This is a genomic window from Luteimonas composti (genome assembly GCF_042678665.1).
In the GTDB taxonomy this organism is placed as follows: domain Bacteria; phylum Pseudomonadota; class Gammaproteobacteria; order Xanthomonadales; family Xanthomonadaceae; genus Luteimonas; species Luteimonas composti.
The window spans coordinates 62,914-80,205 of record NZ_JBHTKU010000002.1 but is presented as its reverse complement, the minus strand read 5'-3'; the positions used below and the strand labels follow the sequence as shown (position 1 = coordinate 80,205).

The window sequence follows — 17,292 nt, the reverse complement described above, 5'->3', positions numbered from 1 at the left end:
CCGGCGGCTGCGCTCAGCCGCGCGTGCCGCGGCGGTGCGCCGGGCCCGCGCCTGCGCGGCGCGCGCCCGCGTCTCGCGCCTCGAGCATCGCCTGCACCGCCGCGCGCCCGGGAATGCTCGACTGCGCGCCTGCCGCGGTGCAGGCCAGGGCCGAGGCCGCGCTGGCCTCGCGCAGTGCGTGCGCCAGCGGCTCGCCGCGCGCCAGCGCCGCCACCAGCACGCCGCAGAAGGTGTCGCCGGCGGCGGTGGTGTCCACCACGTCGACGCGGAACGCGCCCTGGCGCAGGATCGCCTCGCCGTCGCGCGCCACGCAGCCGTCGCCGCCCAGGGTCACGATCGCGCAGGGCACGGGCAGGCGCCGCAGCGCGGCCTCCAGGTCGCCGGTGTCGCCGGCGAGCATCGCCAGCTCGCCTTCGTTGACCACGAGGATGTCGATGGCCGCCAGCAGCCGCGGCGGCAGCGTGCGCGCCGGCGCGGCGTTGAGCACCACGGTGACGCCGGCCGCGCGCGCGCGTTCGGCATAGGCGGTGACGCTGGCCAGCGGCGTCTCCAGCTGCAGCAGCAGGTGGCTGATGCCATCGAGCGGCGGCAGGTCCTCCCCGGCCAGCAGCTCGTTGGCGCCGGGCGCGACCACGATCGAGTTCTCGCCCGAATCGGCGATGCAGATGAAGGCCACGCCGCTGGCGACGCCCGGCGCGCGCTTCTCGACCAGGGCCACGCCCGCGTCCCGCAGCGAATCGCGCAGGCGCGCGCCCTGCGGATCGTCGCCCAGCGCCACCAGCATCGTGGTCGGCGCATCGCCGGCGCGCGCGCAGGCCACCGCCTGGTTGGCACCCTTGCCGCCGGGGAAGGTCTGCAGCCCGCCGCCGAGCACGGTTTCGCCGGGCGCCGGCGCGCGCGGCGCGCGCACCACGAAATCCAGATTGGCCGAGCCGGCCACCAGCACCCGCCTGCGCGGCATCGTGTTCATTGCGCCAGCACCTCCTGCACGTGGTTGTAGAAGGGCAGCGCCACGCGCGGCAGCTCGTGGGCGCCGTCGCCGGGCAGATGCTGCAGCATGAGGATGCCGATGCCGCCGCTCGCCGGATCGATCACGAAATAGGTCGAGGCCGAGCCGGTCCAGCCGGCCTGGCCCGGCGCGCCGCTGCGTCCGATCGCGGCCGGATCGAGCAGCACCGACAGCCCCAGCCCGAAGCCGCGGCCGCGCCCTTCCTCGATCCAGGGATGGGCCAGGCACATCGGCGCGAGCTGGTCGCGCAGCATCTCGTCCACCAGCCTGGCCGGCACCAGTTCGGCGTCGCCGTGGCGGCCACGCGCAAGCAGCATGCGCGCGAAGGCGAGGTAGTCGGCGGCCGTGGAGTACAGCCCGCCGGCGGCGCTGGGATAGGGGCGCAGCGCCGTGCCCGGCACGTGGCCAGCCGGTTCGGTCGCGGCCGCCAGGCGGCCGTCGGCGCCCATGCGCGAGAGCTCCACCAGCCGGTGGCGCTGGGCCTCGGGCACGCTGAAGCCGGTATCGCGCATGCCCAGCGGTTCGAAGAAGGTCGCCTGCAGGTAGGCATCGAGCGGCTGCCCGCTCCAGACCTCGACCAGTCGCCCGAGCACGTCGGTGGCCAGGCCGTCGTAGACGAAGGCGGTGCCCGGATCGCGCTCCAGCGGCACCCCGTGCAGGCGCTCGACCAGGTCGGCCAGATCGCGGCTGCGCTCCAGCTGCGCGGCTTCGCGCTGCTCGAGCGCCGGGCCTGCGTCCACCGCGAAGCCGGCGGTGTGGGTAAGCAGGTGGCGCACCGTGACCGGCCTGGCCGGTTCGCGCAGCTGTCCGCCATCGAGCACCTGCAGCCCGTCCAGCGCGGACAGGTGCGCGGCCACGGGATCGTCCAGGCCCGCATGCCCTTCGCCGATCAGGCGCAGCGCCGCGGCCGAGACGACCGGCTTGGTCATGGAGTGGATGCGGTAGATCGCGTCCGGATGCAGCGGCCGCGTGCGCGCGATGTCGGCATGTCCGGCGGCGAGATCGACGGGCACGGCCCCGTCCCTGGCGATCAGCAGGCGTGCGCCGGGATAACCGGGCTCGAGCACGGCCTCGCGCAGCCAGGCCCCGGACTCGGCATGGGCCGGGCGATCGGCGGCAGTGGCCACCAGGCAGGCCGACCAGGCGGCGAACAGGAACAGGATGCGGAAGGGTCTGGGGGACATGTGGTCGAAGGGCAGGTGCCGCGCCGCTCCTGAAGGGGAGGTCGAAGCGGCGCAGCACCGCCGGGAAACGGACCGGGCCGCCCGGTGGCGGCCCGGCGGCGGCGGGGCCGTGCCCGCCGCGTCCGTCCATCAGAACGTGATGGTGTGGCTCAGCGAGAACATGCGGCCGCGGCCCGCCATCCAGTCGTCGTTGCTGGTGCTCGATTCGGAACCGAACAGGATGTACTGCTTGTCCAGCAGGTTCTCGATGCCCACGGTCAGGCGGCCGTAGTCGCCGGTGTCGTAGCCCAGGGTCAGGTCGAGCAGGGTGCGGCCCGAGGTCTCCTCGCCGGTGTTGAGGCTGCGCCCGCGGTAGGTGGTCGAGGCCAGCACCAGCTCGGCATTGGGCGCGAAGCCCCATTCCACGTTCAGGCCGAACTTGTCGGGGCTGATGTCGCCGGCGCCCATGTGCTTGTCCAGCGGACCGCCGGCGGTCCACCAGGTGCGGCCCAGGGCGCGCGAGTACATCGCGGTCGCGCGCAGCGCGTCGGTGAAGGCGAAGCTGCCCAGCAGCTCCAGGCCGTCGATCTCGACCGGGCCGCGGTTCATCACGAAATCGCCGGTCTCCGGGTTGGTGCTCAGCGAGACGCCGAACTCGGAGTAGCTGCGGTACAGCGAGGCGCTCGCCGTGGTCCGCTGGCCGCGGTAGTTGAAGCCGATCTCCTTGTTCTCCACCACGATCGCCTGCAGGTCGAGGATGCCTTCGACCGTATTGCCCGGGGTGTTGATGTTGCGCAGCGGGATGCCGACGTTGGGCAGGCTGAAGCCTTCCGAGTACGAGGCATAGGCCGACCACTCGTCGTTGAAGCGCCAGACCATGCCCACGTTGGGCAGGGTGGCGCGGTAGTCGAGCGATCCGCCCTCCACGAGCACGCGGTTGTTGTACCAGGTGGTGGTGTAGCTATCGACCGACAGCTCGCCGCGCTCGCGGCGCACGCCGGCGCTCAGGGTCAGCTGGTCGAGATCGTAGGAAACCTGCAGGTAGGGCGCGGTGCTGGTGTACTCCATCGGCGGCACCCATACGCGCTGGGTCAGCGCCAGGCGCTGGTCGGTGGTGTCGGTGACGTGGTCCACGCCGCCGCGCAGCTCCAGGCCGGCGATGCCGAACGCGTCGCCGCGGGCGTAGGAGGCGCGCGCGCCGCGCTTGGCCGAGTTGACCTCGGACTGGTCGATCAGCGTGCCGATCGGCGCGATCTCCGGATCCTGGCGGTCGCTGCCGTCCTCGGCCGGGTAGCGCATGGCCTGGTCGGCGCGGTAGGCGTCCACCAGCAGGCTGCCGCCGAACAGGTCGTCGTGGCGGTACTGCAGCTGCACCTGGTCGAAGTCGTTGAACTCGGTCTTGGCGCCCAGCGGGGTGCCGCGCACCACGGTGTTGGTGATGTTGTTGGCGCGGTCGCCGTCGACGCCGGTGTAGTTGCCCTTGCCGACCAGGTGGAACTTGCTGATGGTGGCCTGCAGGCGCTGCATGCCGTCCTCGCCGAAGTTGGTGCCGAACTTCAGGAACAGGTTGCGCGACTCGGAGTCGTTGATCGTGCCCGAACCGCGCATGCCGATCGCGCGGCCGTTGCCGTCGTAGGCCATGCCGCGGTCGACGAACGAGGCCGACATCAGCACGTCGTACTCGTCCTGGCCGTGGCCGACGGTCATGCCGACCTTCCAGCCGTGGCTGTCGCCCTTGCCCTGCGTGCTCCAGCGGGTGCTGAGCGTGGCCTCCGTGCCGTCGACCGGGCGCTTGGAGATGTAGTTGATGATGCCGCCGGCCGCGCCGATGCCCTCGGCCGCGGACGGGCCGTTGATCACCTCGATGCGCTCGACGATGCCCAGGTCGGTGAAGCTGCCGGCGCGATTGGTCTCGCGCAGCGGCGAGGTCTGCGGCACGCCGTCGAACAGGCGCAGCGCGATGCGGCCGCGCAGGGTCTCGCCCGAGTTGGTCAGCGCCTGCGAGGATTCCGAATAGCCCGGGATCATGCGCGAGAGCACCGCGGTGGCGTCCTCGGTCAGGCTCAGCGAGTTGCTGATCTCCTCGCGGGTGATCACGCTCACCGCGCCGGGGATGCGGTCGGCGGCGCGCGGCATGCGCGTGCCGGTGACGATCACGTTGTCCAGCGTGGCCGGCGTGGCGGCTGCCGGCTCGGCGGCCGCGGCATCGGCGGACTCGTCCTGCGCGTGCGCGGGCTGGAGCGTGCTGAGGACGAGCGCCGTCGCGACAGCGAGACTGAGCGGCTTGAGCATGGGTCGGTGGCTCCGATGTGGTTCGGGAAAGGCCGGACGCGGGTCCGGCGGCGGAGCGCATGGTAGGTGGGGGTGCACGCGGCACGGAGCGCATAACGCTACGTTCACTCGACAGTTTTTATTGCCTTTGATGTCAGGCAATCTATGTTGCGGCGCAGCAACACTGGGCCGGGCGCTGCGGACGCGGCGCCCGGTCCAGCCCGTCGCAACAGGGGAATGCCGCGCATGAGTTCTTTCCGTCTTCCGTGCATCGCCGCCGCGCTCGCGCTGGCGACGTCGGGCTGCATGCATCCGCCGGCGTCCGCGTCCGCATCGCATCCGCCGACTGCGGCCACGCTCGTGCCGGAAGCGGCGCCCGCGCCGGAAACCGCCGCCTGGTGGTACCGCAACGGCGCGCTGCACGCGCAGCGGCTGGGCGCGGGCAAGGCCGACGCGCGCAACGTGATCGTGTTCCTGGGCGACGGCATGAGCCTGACCACCGTCGCGGCCGCGCGCATCCTGGCCGGCCAGCGCGAAGGGCGTAGCGGCGAGGAGCACCAGCTGGCGTGGGAGCACTTCCCTTACACCGCGCTCAGCAAGACCTACAACACCGACCACCAGACCCCGGACTCGGCCGGCACCATGACCGCGATCGCCACCGGGGTGAAAACCCACATGGGCGCGATCGGCGTGGCGGCCGGGACGGTCGACGACTGTCGAGGCAGCCGGCAGCGGCAGCTGCTGTCCTGGCTGCGGCTGGCGTCGAGCGCCGGCATGGCCACCGGCATCGTCACCACCGCGCGGCTGAGCCATGCGACCCCGGCGGCCGCGTACGCGCATGCGCCCAGTCGCGAGTGGGAAAGCGATCGCGAGACGCCGGCCGAGGCGCTGGCGGCAGGCTGTCGCGACATCGCGCAGCAGCTGCTCGACTTCGCGCCCGGCCGCGGCCCGCGCGTGCTGCTGGGCGGCGGGCTCGGGCGTTTCCTGCCCGAGTCCGCGGACGCAGGCGCCGCGCCCGGACGCCGACGCGACGGCCGCGACCTGACCCGCGAATGGACCGAGCGCAATCCCGGCGGCGTGGTCGCGCGCACGACCGCGCAGCTGCGCCAGGCCGCCGCCGCGCCGGCGGTGCTGGGACTGTTCGCCACCGACCACATGCCCTACCACCACGACCGGGATCCGGGCGAGGGCGGCACGCCCGACCTGGCCGAGATGACGCGCATCGCGATCGAGCGGCTGTCGCGCGAGCCGGAAGGATTCGTGCTGCTGGTGGAAAGCGCGCGCATCGACCACGCCCACCACGCCGGCAACGCCTACCGCGCCCTGGACGAGACCATCGCCTTGTCGCGCGCGGTGGAAGCGGCTCTGGCGGCGACCTCGCCGCAGGACACGCTGGTCGTGGTCACCGCCGACCACGCGCACACGCTCAGCTTCGCCGGCTACCCCGCGCGCGGCAACCCGATCCTGGGCACGGTGCGCGGCCGCCTGTCGCCCGACGGCCGCGCCGACGGCGAGATGCTCGACAGCCTCGGCCTGCCCTACACCACGCTGTCCTATGCCAACGGCTCGGGCTACGCCGGGAGCAGCGCGAGCCAGCCCGGGGGGCCCAAGCGCTTTCCACACAAGCCCGGCGGGTTTTCGCCCGCGCTGGGGCGTCCCGACCTCGCGGCGGTGGACACCACCGATCCGGACTACCTGCAGGAAGCGCTGGTGCCGATGCACGACGAGACCCACGGCGGCGAGGACGTGGGCGTCTGGGCGCAGGGTCCGGGCAGCGAGGCGTTCCGCGGCACCCTCGAGCAGAACGTGCTCTACCACCTGATCGTGCAGGCGGTGCCGCGGCTGCGCCAGCGCCTGTGCGCCGCCGGCACCTGCGACGGCGGGGGCGTGCCGGTGCGCCTGCCCGATCCTGCCGACTTCCGCGACTGACGCGGCGCCACGCGCTACAGCGTGGCGCAGACCTTCAGGCATTCCTCGCGCAGCGCCGCCACCGCCCGCGCGCGTACGCTGCTGGCCGACCAGACGATGCCGATGCGCCGCGCCTCGCTCTGCTCGGGCAGGCGCAGCCGCGCCAGGCGCAGGCCCTCGGGCCAGGGCGGCAGCCAGTCCGGGACCAGCGACACGCCCAGCCCGCGGTCGACCATCACCGCGATGGAGTTGAGCGCGTTCAGCTCGAAGCGCTCGCGCGGGACGATGCCCACCCGGCGCAGGTATTCCTCGGCCAGGCGCCCGCCCCACTGGTGGCGGTCGTAGCGGATCAGCGGCTCGTTGGCCAGCACCTCGTGCGGATCGCGGTGCGCGAACTTCTCCGGCACCAGCACCACCAGCGGCTCCTCGCGCAGCAGCTCCCAGCGGCAGGTCTTGGGCAGTTCGAACGGCGCCTGCAGCACCAGCGCCGCGTCCAGCTCGCCGCGCTCGACGTCCCCGTACAGCTCGGCCGAATGCCCGGGCTTGATGAACACGTTGATCTGCGGCAGGCGGCTGACCATGCGCGCCAGCACGTCCGGCAGCATGCCCACCAGCACGGTCGGGCAGGCGCCCAGGCGCAGCTCGCCGGCGATCGCGCGGTCGTTGGCGACGCTGCGCAGGTCGGACACGTCGCGCAGCACCGCGCGCACGCGCTCCAGGATGCGCGCACCCTCCTCGGTGACATTGACCGTGCGCCCGGCGCGGGCGATCAGCGGCACGCCCAGCTCGCGCTCCAGGGTGCGGATCTGCTGCGCCACCGCGGCGGGGGTGATGTTGAGGAAGCGGGCCGCGGCGGCCATCGAGCCGCGGTCGACCACGTTGACGAAGGTGTAGAGAAACTGCGTATCCAACTGCCCTGCCCCGGTCGCGCGCCGGGCAGGCGCGCGCAATGCGGGCGCCATGATGACACCCGCGCCGCCGCGTGGGGCGCGCGGGTGTCCGCGGGTTCAGCCCGCGGCCGGCGTGTGGATGGTCAGCCCTTCCAGCGAACGCGACGGCGGCGGGAAGAACAGGCTGGCGAGGTAGCCGATCACGATGCACAGCGCGATCGAGATCGCCAGGTAGAAATACGGATGCACCAGGTCCATCGACCAGCACACCAGGGTGATCACGATCGAGCCGGCCACCCCGATCGCCACCCCCGCGGTGTTGGCGCGGCGCGTGAACATGCCCAGGGTGTAGGCGCCGGCGAATCCGCCGCCGAGCAGGCCGGCCAGCTCAATCGACACGTCGAACAGCGAATGGATGTCGTAGCGGCTCATCACCAGCGCGATCGCGATGCCGACCAGGCCCACGCCCACGCCCGACCATTCGGCGATGCGCAGCGCGGTCTTCTCGTCCGGGTTGCGGGCGATCTTCTGGTAGAAATCCACCGAGACCAGGGTCGAGACCGAGTTGATGATGCTCGACAGGGTCGACATCGCCGCGGCGAAGATGCCGGCGATGATCAGTCCGGTCACGCCGGCCGGCAGCTCGGCGGCGATGAACAACGGGAACGTCGCGTCGATCGGCAGCAGCGGATTGAGCCGCTCGGGATTGTTGCGGTAGTACATCCACAGCGCGGTGCCGATGCCGTAGAACACGATGCCGCCGGGGATCATCATCGCCGCGAAGGCCCAGATCGAGCGGCCGGCGGCCTTGTCGTCCTTCGTCGACAAGGTGCGCTGCATCAGCACCTGGTCCTTGGGGAAGGTCAGCACCACGTCGAACACGACCAGGAAGACGAAGCCCCAGACCGTGGCCTTGGTGAGGTCGAAGCTGAAATCGAGCAGCCGGGTCTTGTCCTGCGCCGCGGCCGCGTCGATCAGCTGCGGCAGGTCCGCGCCGGACTGCCAGAACATGAAGCCGACCGCGAACAGCGCGCCGCCGAACATCACCACCACCTGCACCACGTCGGTCCAGATCACCGCCTTGGAGCCGCCGACGGTGGAATAGACGATGGTGAACACGCCCATCAGCAGGATCGACCAGACCACGTCCACGCCGGTGATGGTCGAGATCGCCAGCGCCGGCAGGAACAGGATCACGCTCATGCGCGCGCCGATCTGCATCACGATGCACAGCGCGCTCGAAAGCATGCGGATCGCGGGGTGGAAGCGCGTCTCCAGGTAGGAGAACACGCTCATCAGGTCGAGCCTGCGCAGCAGCGGCACGATCCACACCGCCACGAACATCAACCCGACCACCGCCATCAGGTTGTTGGTCATGTACTGCCAGTTGGTGTCGAAGGCCTTGGCTGGGATCGCGATGAAGCTGATCGAACTGGTGTTGGTGGCGTACAGGCTGATGCCGGCGGCCCAGAACGGGATGCTGCGGCCACCGACGAAGAAATCGGAGGTGCTGTCGGCCTGGTCGCGGAAATAGAACCAGAAGCCCATGCCCAGCATCGCCGCCAGGTAGAGGGAGATCACCACCCAGTCCAGCGCGCGCAGCAGGTGCCTGCCGGCCTGCAGCTGGCTGGAGGTCAGCGCACCGCCGGCGCCGCGCCAGAGCACGCCATCGCCATGCACGCGGCCCGAAGCGGCCGCTGGGGTCGCGCCGGGCCAGTCGGCCCAGGCCTCGGTGATCACGTGGAACAGCCGCGGCTGCGCGCCGCCCGGCGACTGCAGAAGGTAGAGCAGGTGCGCCTGGCCGATCGCGCCGACCTGGCCGGGGATCGCCGCGGCGGGCAGCGCGGCCCGTCGCGACCAGCCGGCGTCAGAGGTCCAGCGCCAGAGCGCGCCGTCGTCGTCGGCGAGGTAGAGCGCCGACTTCTGCGCCGCCAGCGATTGCGGCGCGGCATCACCCGGCCAGCCGTCGAGCGAGCGCCAGGCGCCGTGTCCCGTTCCCGTCCGAGGCAGGACCCAGAGCCGGGCGCGACCGTCGGTGGCCAGGCCGACCAGGTACAGGGCGTCGCCGAGCACGGCCGCCTGCGGGTCACGCAGCGGTTCGGGCAGGGCCGGCACCGGCGTGGCCACCAGGCGGTCGCCCGACCAGGCCAGGGCATCGATGCGCTGCAGCGCTTGGTCGCCGAGCAGGCGGTAGCCGCGCGGGCCGTCGACCGCGGTCGCCTGCAGCGCGAGGCCGCCGTCGTCGGGCAGCCGCACCGGGCGCCAGGCGGCCGCCCCGGGCGCCAGTGCCCAGCCGGTGTCCTGGCCTTGAACCACCAGCTGGCCCGCCAGCGCGGTCAGCGCGGCCGGCTCGGCCCCGTCCGGCAGCTGCGGCAGCGCGCGCTCGCGGGTCAGCGCCACGCTTTCGGCCCGGGCCGGGAGCGCCAGGGCCGCCAGCAGCGTCAGCAGTGCCAGCCACCAGATCCGCGACGTCCACGGCCGGGCCCGTCCGGGCAGGCGCACAGGGGTCACGGCTCGCCGGCCTGGGCCAGCAGGCGTTCGGCCCGGCGCAGGTAGGGCGGATCGACCATGCGCCCGTCCACGGCGAAGGCGCCGCGCGACTGCGCCCTGGCCTCGGCCGCGGCGGCCACCACCCTGCGCGCCCAGGCCAGCGCCTGCTCGTCGGGCGTGAAGACCGCATGCGCCCACTCGACCTGGCGCGGATGGATGCAGCTCTTGCCGACGAATCCCAGGCCCTGGGCCATCCGCGCTTCACGCTCGAACGCGGCCGGGTCGCGGAAATCGGGATGCGCGCCGTCGCAGGCCCACACCCCGGCCTCGGCCGCGGCCATCGCCACGGCAAACATCGCGGCGTGCACGTTGGCGGGGTCGTCGCGGCGGATGCCCTGGGCTTCGAACAGGTCGCCCAGGCCGAGCTGCAGGCCCGCCACGCGCGGGTGGGCCGCGGCGATCTCGGCGGCGGCGCGCAGGCCACGCGGGGTTTCGATGTTGAGCAGCAGCCGCGGCGCGCAAGGACCAGGGCCGGACTTCTCCAGCGCCGCCGCCACCGCCTGCACCTGCTGGGCGCTCTCGAGCTTGGGCACGTTGATCAGGTCGGGACCCGCGCCCACGATCGCGGCCAGGTCGGCGTCGAAGTGCGGGGTCCCCGGCGCGTTGACGCGCACGATCACCCGCTTGCCGTTGCGCTGGCGGGTGGCGACGAACGTGGCCACGTCGGCGCGGGCGGTGGCCTTGCCCTCCTCGAGCACGGCGTCCTCCAGATCGAAGGACACCGCATCGGCGGCACTGGCATAGGCCTTGGCGAACAGATCCGGACGCCCGCCCGGTACGAACAGCTTGCTGCGCATCACCTCTCCCGCTATCGCGGGCAGTGTGCGCAATCCGGGCCGCCACCAATAGGCGACGCCGCGATGTTCAGAAGATAAATTTGCTTTCGTCCGGCTTGCCGCGCGATACCCGCTGCTTCAAGCTGCGCCGTCGAGACCGGCGCCGCGTGCCGGCAGGAATCCCGCATGCATCCGTCCCTGTCCATCGTCCCTGATCTTCGCCGCCCGGGCGGCGGGACGTGACGCGGCTGCTGCCCGCCTGGCTGCAGTCCTGGCCGGAGGAAGTCACGGCGCTGCTGCAGGTGGCGCTGGTGGTGGTGTGCGCGCTGCTGCTGCGCTGGGTGCTGCTGCGGGTGGTGCGCCGGGTGGCGCAGCGCTACGAGCTGCCGGCCGAGATCGTGATCATCGCGCGGCGCATCATCGGGTTCCTGGTCGGGTTCGCGGCGCTGCTGCTGGTGTTGCGCGTGCTGGGCGTGTCGGGCGCGGTGCTGTGGGGCGCGTTCACCGGCTTCGCGACCGTGGCGGCGGTGGCGTTCTTCGCGCTGTGGAGCGTGCTGACCAACGTGTTCTGCGCGCTGCTGATCCTGATCACGCGTCCGTTCCGCCTGCTCGACCACATCGAACTGGTGGAGAGCGGCGACAAGCCCGGCCTGCGCGGCCGGGTGATCGACATGAACCTGGTCTACGTGACCCTGGAAGAGCAGCACCCGGGCGGCGGAGAGAGCGTGCTGCGCGTGCCCAACAGCCTGTTCTTCCAGCGCGCGACCCGGCGCTGGCGGGGCGAGCCGCCGCCGCGCCTCGAGCCCGCCGCGCCGTCCCAGGCCGGCGACGACAGCCCGCGCCCGCCCGCTGCCGGCGGTGGCGGCAGCGCCGTGGCGACCCCGTTCCCCTGACGGACCCGCGTCCGGGCCGCCGCTGGCCCGGCCCGTTGCGGGGCGACGGAACACCGGGCCGCCCCGGTCGAGCCCCGCGCCACCTGGCATAGGATGCGGGGGCCACCGCGTCCATGGACTTCCGCATGCTCCGACCTGTCCCCGCCCTGCTCGCCCTGGCCCTGGCGCCCTTGCACCTGTCCGCCCAGGCGGCCGGGCCCGACGCCGCCGCGCGCGCCCTGCAGCCGAAGGTGGTCGAGTGGCGCCGCGACCTGCACCGGCATCCGGAGCTCGGCAACCAGGAGACGCGCACCGCGGGCGTCGTCGCCGACCACCTGCGCGCGCTCGGCCTGGCGCCGCGCACCGGCATCGGCCCCACTGGCGTGGTCGCGGTGCTCAAGGGCGGCAGGCCGGGCCCGCGCATCGCGCTGCGCGCCGACATGGACGCGCTCCCGGTCACCGAGGCGACCGGCCTGCCGTTTGCCTCGACCGTGAAAAGCGAGTACCGCGGCCAGCCGGTCGGGGTGATGCACGCCTGCGGCCACGACATGCACGTGGCCATCCTGATGGGCGTGGCCGAGGCGCTGGCCGGCATGCGCGAGGAGCTGGCCGGCGAGGTGATGTTCGTATTCCAGCCTGCCGAGGAGGGGCCGCCGGTGGCCGGCGAGGTGGCCGGCGCCAGGCGCATGCTCGACGAGGGCATCTGGAAGGAGTTCCGGCCCGACGCGGTGCTGGGCCTGCACGTGTGGTCGCGCCTGCATGCCGGCCAGCTGGGCGTGCGCGCCGGCCCGTTCATGGCCAGCGCCGACGAGTGGACGCTGAAGATCCGCGGACGCCAGACCCATGGTTCGCAGCCCTGGGCGGGCGTGGATCCGCTCACCGTCGCCGCGCAGGTGCTGCTGGGCGCGCAGTCGATCATCGCCCGCCAGGTCGACATCACCGCGCATCCGGTGGTGCTCACCGCCGGCCAGATCCAGGGCGGCACGCGCTTCAACATCATCCCGGACGAGGCGACGATGGTGGGCACGCTGCGCACCTTCGACCCGCAGGTGCGCGAGGACGTGATCGCGCGCCTGCGCAGCACCGCCGAGCACTTCGCCGCCGCCAGCGGCGCGACCGCCACCCTCGAGGTCGCCGGCAACGCGCCGGCCACCAGCAACGATCCCGAGCTGCTGCAGCGGCTGCGCCCGGCGCTGGAACGGGCCGCCGGCGCCGGCAACCTGGTCGAGGTGCCGCGCTACACCATCGCCGAGGATTTCTCGGTGTTCGCCAACGAGGTGCCGGGCCTGTACTTCTTCGTCGGCACCACGCCCGCCGGCCAGGACCTGGCCACGGCGCCGATGAACCATTCGCCGCACTACGCGCCGGACGAAAGCGCGCTCGACCTGGGCGTGCGCGCGATGCTGCAGGCCACGCTGGCGTTCCTGGAAGGCGGCTGAAGCCGCAGCGAAAGGTCCCGGCAATCCCGTCGTTCCCGCGAAAGCGGGAACCATGCGCGGACCTGCACCAACCTCCACGCCTGCTGGATCCCCCGCTTGCGCGGGGACGATGGACACGGGCTTGCCGGAGTCCGGGCGCTTGAACCCCGCTTCCGCGGGGATGGCGCACAGGGGGCCTGTTTCGAGCCCGGCTAGAGTCCGACCCACTGCCGCAGCGGGTGCGCCGGGTCGGCCAGCAGCCTCACCGCCAGCGCCAGCGAGACCACCACCAGCAGCGGCCGGATCACGCGTGCGCCCTGGCGCATGGCGAAACGCGAGCCCAGGCGCGCGCCGATCCACTGGCCCACGCCCATCACCAGGCCGACCTTCCACAGCACCGCGCCGGCGGCCAGGAACACCAGCAGCGAACCGGCGTTGGAGCCGAAGTTGAGCAGCTTGGTGTGCGCCGTGGCCTTGAGGATGCCGAAGCCGGCCAGCGAGATGAAGCCCAGCATCAGGAACGAGCCCGTGCCGGGGCCGAACACGCCGTCGTAGAAGCCGATCGCCGGCACGAAGGTCAGGCCGAACAGCAGCGGGCTGATGCGGCGCTGGCGCTCGATCTCGCCGACACCGCGCTTGAAGCCGAAGTACAGCGCGATCGCCACCAGCAGCACGGGCAGCACGGCCTGCAGCCAGTCGGTGGGCATCGCCGTGGCCAGCAGCGCGCCAGCCGCCGCGCCCACTGCCGCGGTCAGCGCCATCGGCCACTGCGCGCGCAGGTCGACGTGGCCGTGGCGCGCATAGCTCAGGCTGGCGGTGCCCGAACCGAACACCGCCTGCAGCTTGTTGGTGCCCAGCACCTGCAGCGGCGGGATCCCGGCCAGCAGCATCGCCGGGATGGTGACCATGCCACCGCCGCCGGCGATGGCGTCGATGAAGCCGGCCAGCAGCGCGGCAAGGAACAGCCACGCCAGCAGGTGCAGGGCGAGTTCGTGCATCGGCGGAAGGGGACTGGTCGCGGGCGCCGCGGGGAGCCGCGCATTGTACGCGGCCACGCCCGGCCCGACCCGGTAGCATCGGTGCCATCCCCGACCGGAGAGAGACGATGCGCCCGAGCCTTCAGCCGCTGTGGTTCGCACTGGCCGCCTGCCTGGCCCTGCCCGCCTTCGCGCAGGACGCACAGCGCGCCGAGGTCATCGATGCCGCGCGCAAGTTGCAGGCCCCCGTGGTGGAATGGCGCCGCGACCTGCATCGCCATCCCGAGCTCGGCAACCGCGAGACGCGCACCGCCGGCGTGGTCGCCGAACACCTGCGCGCGCTGGGCCTGGAGCCGCGCACCGGTATCGCCACCACCGGCGTCACCGCCGTGCTCAAGGGCGGCAAGCCCGGCCCCCGCATCGCGCTGCGCGCGGACATGGACGCGCTGCCGGTGACCGAGCGCACCGGCCTGCCCTTCGCCTCGACCGCCACCGCCACCTATCGCGGCGAGACCACCGGCGTGATGCACGCCTGCGGCCACGATGCGCACACCGCGATCCTGATGGGCGTGGCGCAGGCGCTGGTGGCGATGCGCGACGAGCTGCCGGGCGAAGTGCTGTTCGTCTTCCAGCCGGCCGAGGAAGGCCCGCCCGACGGCGAGGAAGGCGGCGCCGAGGAGATGCTGGCGCAGGGCCTGTTCGACGACTTCAAGCCCGACGCGATCTTCGGCCTGCACGTGTTCTCGACCCTCAACGCCGGCCAGATCGGCGTGCGCGGCGGCCCGCTGATGGCGGCCTCGGACCGCTTCAACATCGTGGTGCAGGGCCGGCAGACGCATGGCTCGCGGCCCTGGGGCGGGATCGACCCGATCGTGGCCGCCGCCGATGTCGTGGGCACCGCGCAGAGCATCGTCAGCCGCCGCCAGAACATCTCCAGGCAGCCGGTGGTGGTGAGCTTCGGCGCGATCCGCGGCGGCATCCGCTACAACATCATTCCCGACAGCGTGGAGCTGGTGGGCACCATCCGCACCTTCGACGAGGACATGCGCCAGCAGGTCTTCGCCGACCTCGCCAACGTGGCCGGGAAGGTGGCGCAGGCCCACGGCGCCACCGCGGTGGCCAAGGTGCCCGATACCAAGGGCAACCCGGTGACGGTCAACGATCCGGGGCTCACCGCGCGCATGCGCCCGAGCCTGGAGAAGGTGGTCGGCGCCGGCAGCGTGATCGACCCGGGCCTGACCATGGGCGCGGAGGATTTCTCGTTCTACGCGCGGGAAGTGCCGGCGATGTTCTTCTTCGTCGGCGCCACGCCTGCCGGCCAGGATCCGCTCAAGGCGCCGAGCAACCACTCACCGGAGTTCTTCCTCGACGAATCGGCGCTGGACGTGGGCCTGCGCGCACTGCTGCAGGTCTCGCTCGACTACCTGCACGACGCGCCAGCCGCAGGGGGCTGAGGCGCCGCGGCTAGAATGGGCGCATGTCACGACCCGAAGACTCGCTGCTCGGCCGCGAGGTCGCCTATCCCCGCCAGTACGACCCCGGGCTGCTGTTCCCGATTCCGCGGACGGCGGGACGCCAGGGGCTGGCGCCGGGCGACGCGCTGCCGTTCATCGGGCACGACCGCTGGCACGCCTACGAACTGTCGTGGCTGGATCCGCGCGGCAAACCGCTGGTCGCAACCGCGACCCTGACCGTGCCGGCCGCCACGCCCAACCTGGTCGAATCCAAGTCGCTCAAGCTCTACCTGAACTCGCTCAACGGCGCGCGCTTCGACGATGCCGAAGCCGCACGCGCGGCGATCGCGGCGGACGTGTCGCGCGCGGCCGGCGGCGACGTGGAGGTGCGCTTCGGGCTGCCGCCGCTGTCGGGAGCGGACGACGTCGCCTGCATCGACGGCCTCGACGTGGCGATCGCGCGCTACGGCCCGCCCGATCCTTCGCTGCTGCTGGCCGAAGATGGCGCCATCGTCGAGGAAACCCTGCGCAGCGAACTGCTCAAGTCGAACTGCCCGGTCACCGGCCAGCCCGACTGGGCCACCGTGGACATCGCCTACCGCGGCCCGCGCATCGATCGCGCCTCGCTGCTGCGCTACCTGGTCTCGTTCCGCGAGCACGCCGGCTTCCACGAGCAGTGCGTGGAGCAGATCTTCGTCGACCTGCTGGCGCGCTGCCGGCCGCAGGCGCTGTCGGTGGAGGCGCGCTACACGCGGCGCGGTGGCCTGGACATCAATCCCTGGCGGGCCACGCCCGGCCTCGCGCCGCCGCCGGCCCGGCGCGATCCACGGCAATAGCCTCCGCTGCCGCCACCATGCGCCCTTAACACCCTGCGTGCCACCGTCCTGCCGCACACCCACTGGCCAGGAGCCCGGCGGTCATGAGCAACGACAGGAAACCCGATTTCTCCAACGTCCAGAGCGGTGCCAACAGCAAGCCCGCCGACGCCGGCAACAAGCCGCTCGCGGGCGCCAGGCCCGACTTCTCCAACGTCTCCAGCGGCGCCGATACCGTACCCACCGCCCAGGGCGGACCGGGGAGCATCGGCGCGCGCAGCTACACCATCGAGAAGGGAGACACGCTGTCGGCGATCGCGCAGCGGGTGTACGGCAAGGCCAGCCACTGGCAGCGCATCTTCGAAGCCAACCGCGACACCATCGACAACCCGGACCGCATCTTTCCCGGACAGGTGATCGTCCTGCCGGAGATCGAGCAGGACGGCACGGGCAAGGGCCCGCCGCCGTCCGGCGACTGAGCGCTTCCGACGAACCCGACCCTTGAGGACACCGCCATGAATCGCACCCGTTCGACCCAGGCCCTGTTCGCCGCCCTCGTCGGCGCCGCCGCCCTCGCCGGCTGCAAGCGCGACGAACCCGCGCCCGTCGCCACGCCCTCGACCCCGGCCGAGACCACGCCCGCCACCACGCCACCGCCGGCGCCGGCGCCCGCTCCGGCACCGGCCAGCACGGCCAGGGTCACCCTGGGCAACGCCATCGACGCCAACAACACCATCGCCACGCCGCTGACCTCGTTCTCGGCCGGCGACACCATCCACGCCTCGGTCGCCACCGACGGCGCCAGCCCCAGCCGCCTCACCGCGAAGTGGACGCACCTGGACAGCAACCAGACTGTCGCCGAAGAAACCAAGGACATCGCCGCCGGCGCGCAGACCACCGATTTCCACATCAGCAAGCCGGACGGCTGGCCGACGGGCCGCTATCGCGTCGAGATCTCGCAGGACGGCAACGTGATCAACAGCAGCGAGTTCGAGGTCAAGTAACCGCCCATTCCAGGCGTCTGGACGGGAAGCGCGGCGCGAGCCGCGCTTCTTCCGTTCCGCGGCACGGACTGCTGCGCGCTGCCCGCATCGGCTTGCCGGGTTGCGCCGCTTCGCCTGGGAAACGCCCGAACCCGTCACCTCACCAGCGGGCAGCGAGCGCCCGCATGTCCGTGTGTTGCCCTGCC

At 72.4% G+C, this 17,292-nt stretch carries 13 protein-coding genes and 1 pseudogene; 7 read left to right on the top strand and 7 right to left on the bottom strand.

Translation table 11 applies throughout. From position 1 onward, the window contains the following. Window positions 1-13: 13 nt before the first annotated feature. From ACFQ2D_RS05065 to ACFQ2D_RS05055, 3 genes are all read right to left on the bottom strand, one after another. Complete coding sequence (locus ACFQ2D_RS05065) at window positions 14-970, bottom strand: ribokinase (RefSeq protein WP_280943628.1); 957 nt, start codon at window positions 968-970, stop codon at window positions 14-16. Next, complete coding sequence (locus tag ACFQ2D_RS05060; RefSeq protein WP_280943629.1) at window positions 967-2,193, bottom strand: serine hydrolase domain-containing protein; 1,227 nt, start codon at window positions 2,191-2,193, stop codon at window positions 967-969. The genes ACFQ2D_RS05065 and ACFQ2D_RS05060 overlap by 4 nt, the downstream gene beginning before the upstream one ends. 129 nt (window positions 2,194-2,322) lie before the next feature. Next, window positions 2,323-4,464 carry a TonB-dependent receptor gene (locus ACFQ2D_RS05055; RefSeq protein ID WP_280943630.1) on the bottom strand — a complete coding sequence of 714 codons (2,142 nt, stop codon included), beginning with the start codon at window positions 4,462-4,464 and terminating at the stop codon, window positions 2,323-2,325. Between the two features lie 216 nt (window positions 4,465-4,680). Here ACFQ2D_RS05055 and ACFQ2D_RS05050 point away from each other — a divergent pair, with 216 nt between their 5' ends. Then, window positions 4,681-6,372: an alkaline phosphatase gene (locus ACFQ2D_RS05050; protein ID WP_425603634.1), complete on the top strand. Its 1,692-nt coding sequence runs from the start codon at window positions 4,681-4,683 to the stop codon at window positions 6,370-6,372. A 14-nt stretch (window positions 6,373-6,386) separates the two neighbouring features. Here ACFQ2D_RS05050 and ACFQ2D_RS05045 read toward each other — a convergent pair whose 3' ends face one another. The 3 genes from ACFQ2D_RS05045 to ACFQ2D_RS05035 all read right to left on the bottom strand — a co-directional run bounded on the left by ACFQ2D_RS05045 (window position 6,387) and on the right by ACFQ2D_RS05035 (window position 10,588). Then, window positions 6,387-7,262: a LysR family transcriptional regulator gene (locus ACFQ2D_RS05045; protein ID WP_280943631.1), complete on the bottom strand. Its 876-nt coding sequence runs from the start codon at window positions 7,260-7,262 to the stop codon at window positions 6,387-6,389. Window positions 7,263-7,358: 96 nt separating this feature from the next. Then, window positions 7,359-9,752 carry a sodium:solute symporter gene (locus ACFQ2D_RS05040; protein ID WP_280943632.1) on the bottom strand — a complete coding sequence of 798 codons (2,394 nt, stop codon included), beginning with the start codon at window positions 9,750-9,752 and terminating at the stop codon, window positions 7,359-7,361. Further along, window positions 9,749-10,588 (bottom strand): HpcH/HpaI aldolase/citrate lyase family protein, encoded by an 840-nt coding sequence (locus tag ACFQ2D_RS05035; RefSeq protein WP_280943633.1) that lies wholly within the window; start codon window positions 10,586-10,588, stop codon window positions 9,749-9,751. The genes ACFQ2D_RS05040 and ACFQ2D_RS05035 overlap by 4 nt, the downstream gene beginning before the upstream one ends. Window positions 10,589-10,806: 218 nt before the next feature. Between ACFQ2D_RS05035 and ACFQ2D_RS05030 the strand changes: the two are divergent. Both ACFQ2D_RS05030 and ACFQ2D_RS05025 read left to right on the top strand, forming a co-directional pair. Beyond that, a pseudogene (locus ACFQ2D_RS05030) lies at window positions 10,807-11,346 on the top strand (mechanosensitive ion channel domain-containing protein); the annotation flags it as partial. A gap of 239 nt (window positions 11,347-11,585) precedes the next feature. Beyond that, window positions 11,586-12,878: an amidohydrolase gene (locus ACFQ2D_RS05025; RefSeq protein ID WP_280943634.1), complete on the top strand. Its 1,293-nt coding sequence runs from the start codon at window positions 11,586-11,588 to the stop codon at window positions 12,876-12,878. 191 nt (window positions 12,879-13,069) lie between these two features. Here ACFQ2D_RS05025 and ACFQ2D_RS05020 read toward each other — a convergent pair whose 3' ends face one another. Continuing rightward, window positions 13,070-13,855, bottom strand: coding sequence for a TSUP family transporter (locus ACFQ2D_RS05020; RefSeq protein WP_280943635.1), 786 nt, complete (start codon window positions 13,853-13,855; stop codon window positions 13,070-13,072). Window positions 13,856-13,962: 107 nt separating this feature from the next. On the opposite strand from ACFQ2D_RS05020, the gene ACFQ2D_RS05015 reads away from it, so the two are divergent. From ACFQ2D_RS05015 to ACFQ2D_RS05000, 4 genes are all read left to right on the top strand, one after another. Beyond that, window positions 13,963-15,288, top strand: coding sequence for an amidohydrolase (locus ACFQ2D_RS05015; protein ID WP_280943636.1), 1,326 nt, complete (start codon window positions 13,963-13,965; stop codon window positions 15,286-15,288). A gap of 23 nt (window positions 15,289-15,311) precedes the next feature. Next, a complete protein-coding gene (queF, locus tag ACFQ2D_RS05010; RefSeq protein ID WP_280943637.1) occupies window positions 15,312-16,124 on the top strand; it encodes an NADPH-dependent 7-cyano-7-deazaguanine reductase QueF in 813 nt (270 codons plus the stop codon). Between the two features lie 83 nt (window positions 16,125-16,207). Continuing rightward, complete coding sequence (locus ACFQ2D_RS05005; protein ID WP_280943639.1) at window positions 16,208-16,582, top strand: LysM peptidoglycan-binding domain-containing protein; 375 nt, start codon at window positions 16,208-16,210, stop codon at window positions 16,580-16,582. A gap of 36 nt (window positions 16,583-16,618) precedes the next feature. Next, entirely contained in the window at window positions 16,619-17,107 is a 489-nt protein-coding gene (locus ACFQ2D_RS05000; RefSeq protein WP_280943640.1) for a hypothetical protein, read from the top strand. Window positions 17,108-17,292: the final 185 nt, after the last annotated feature.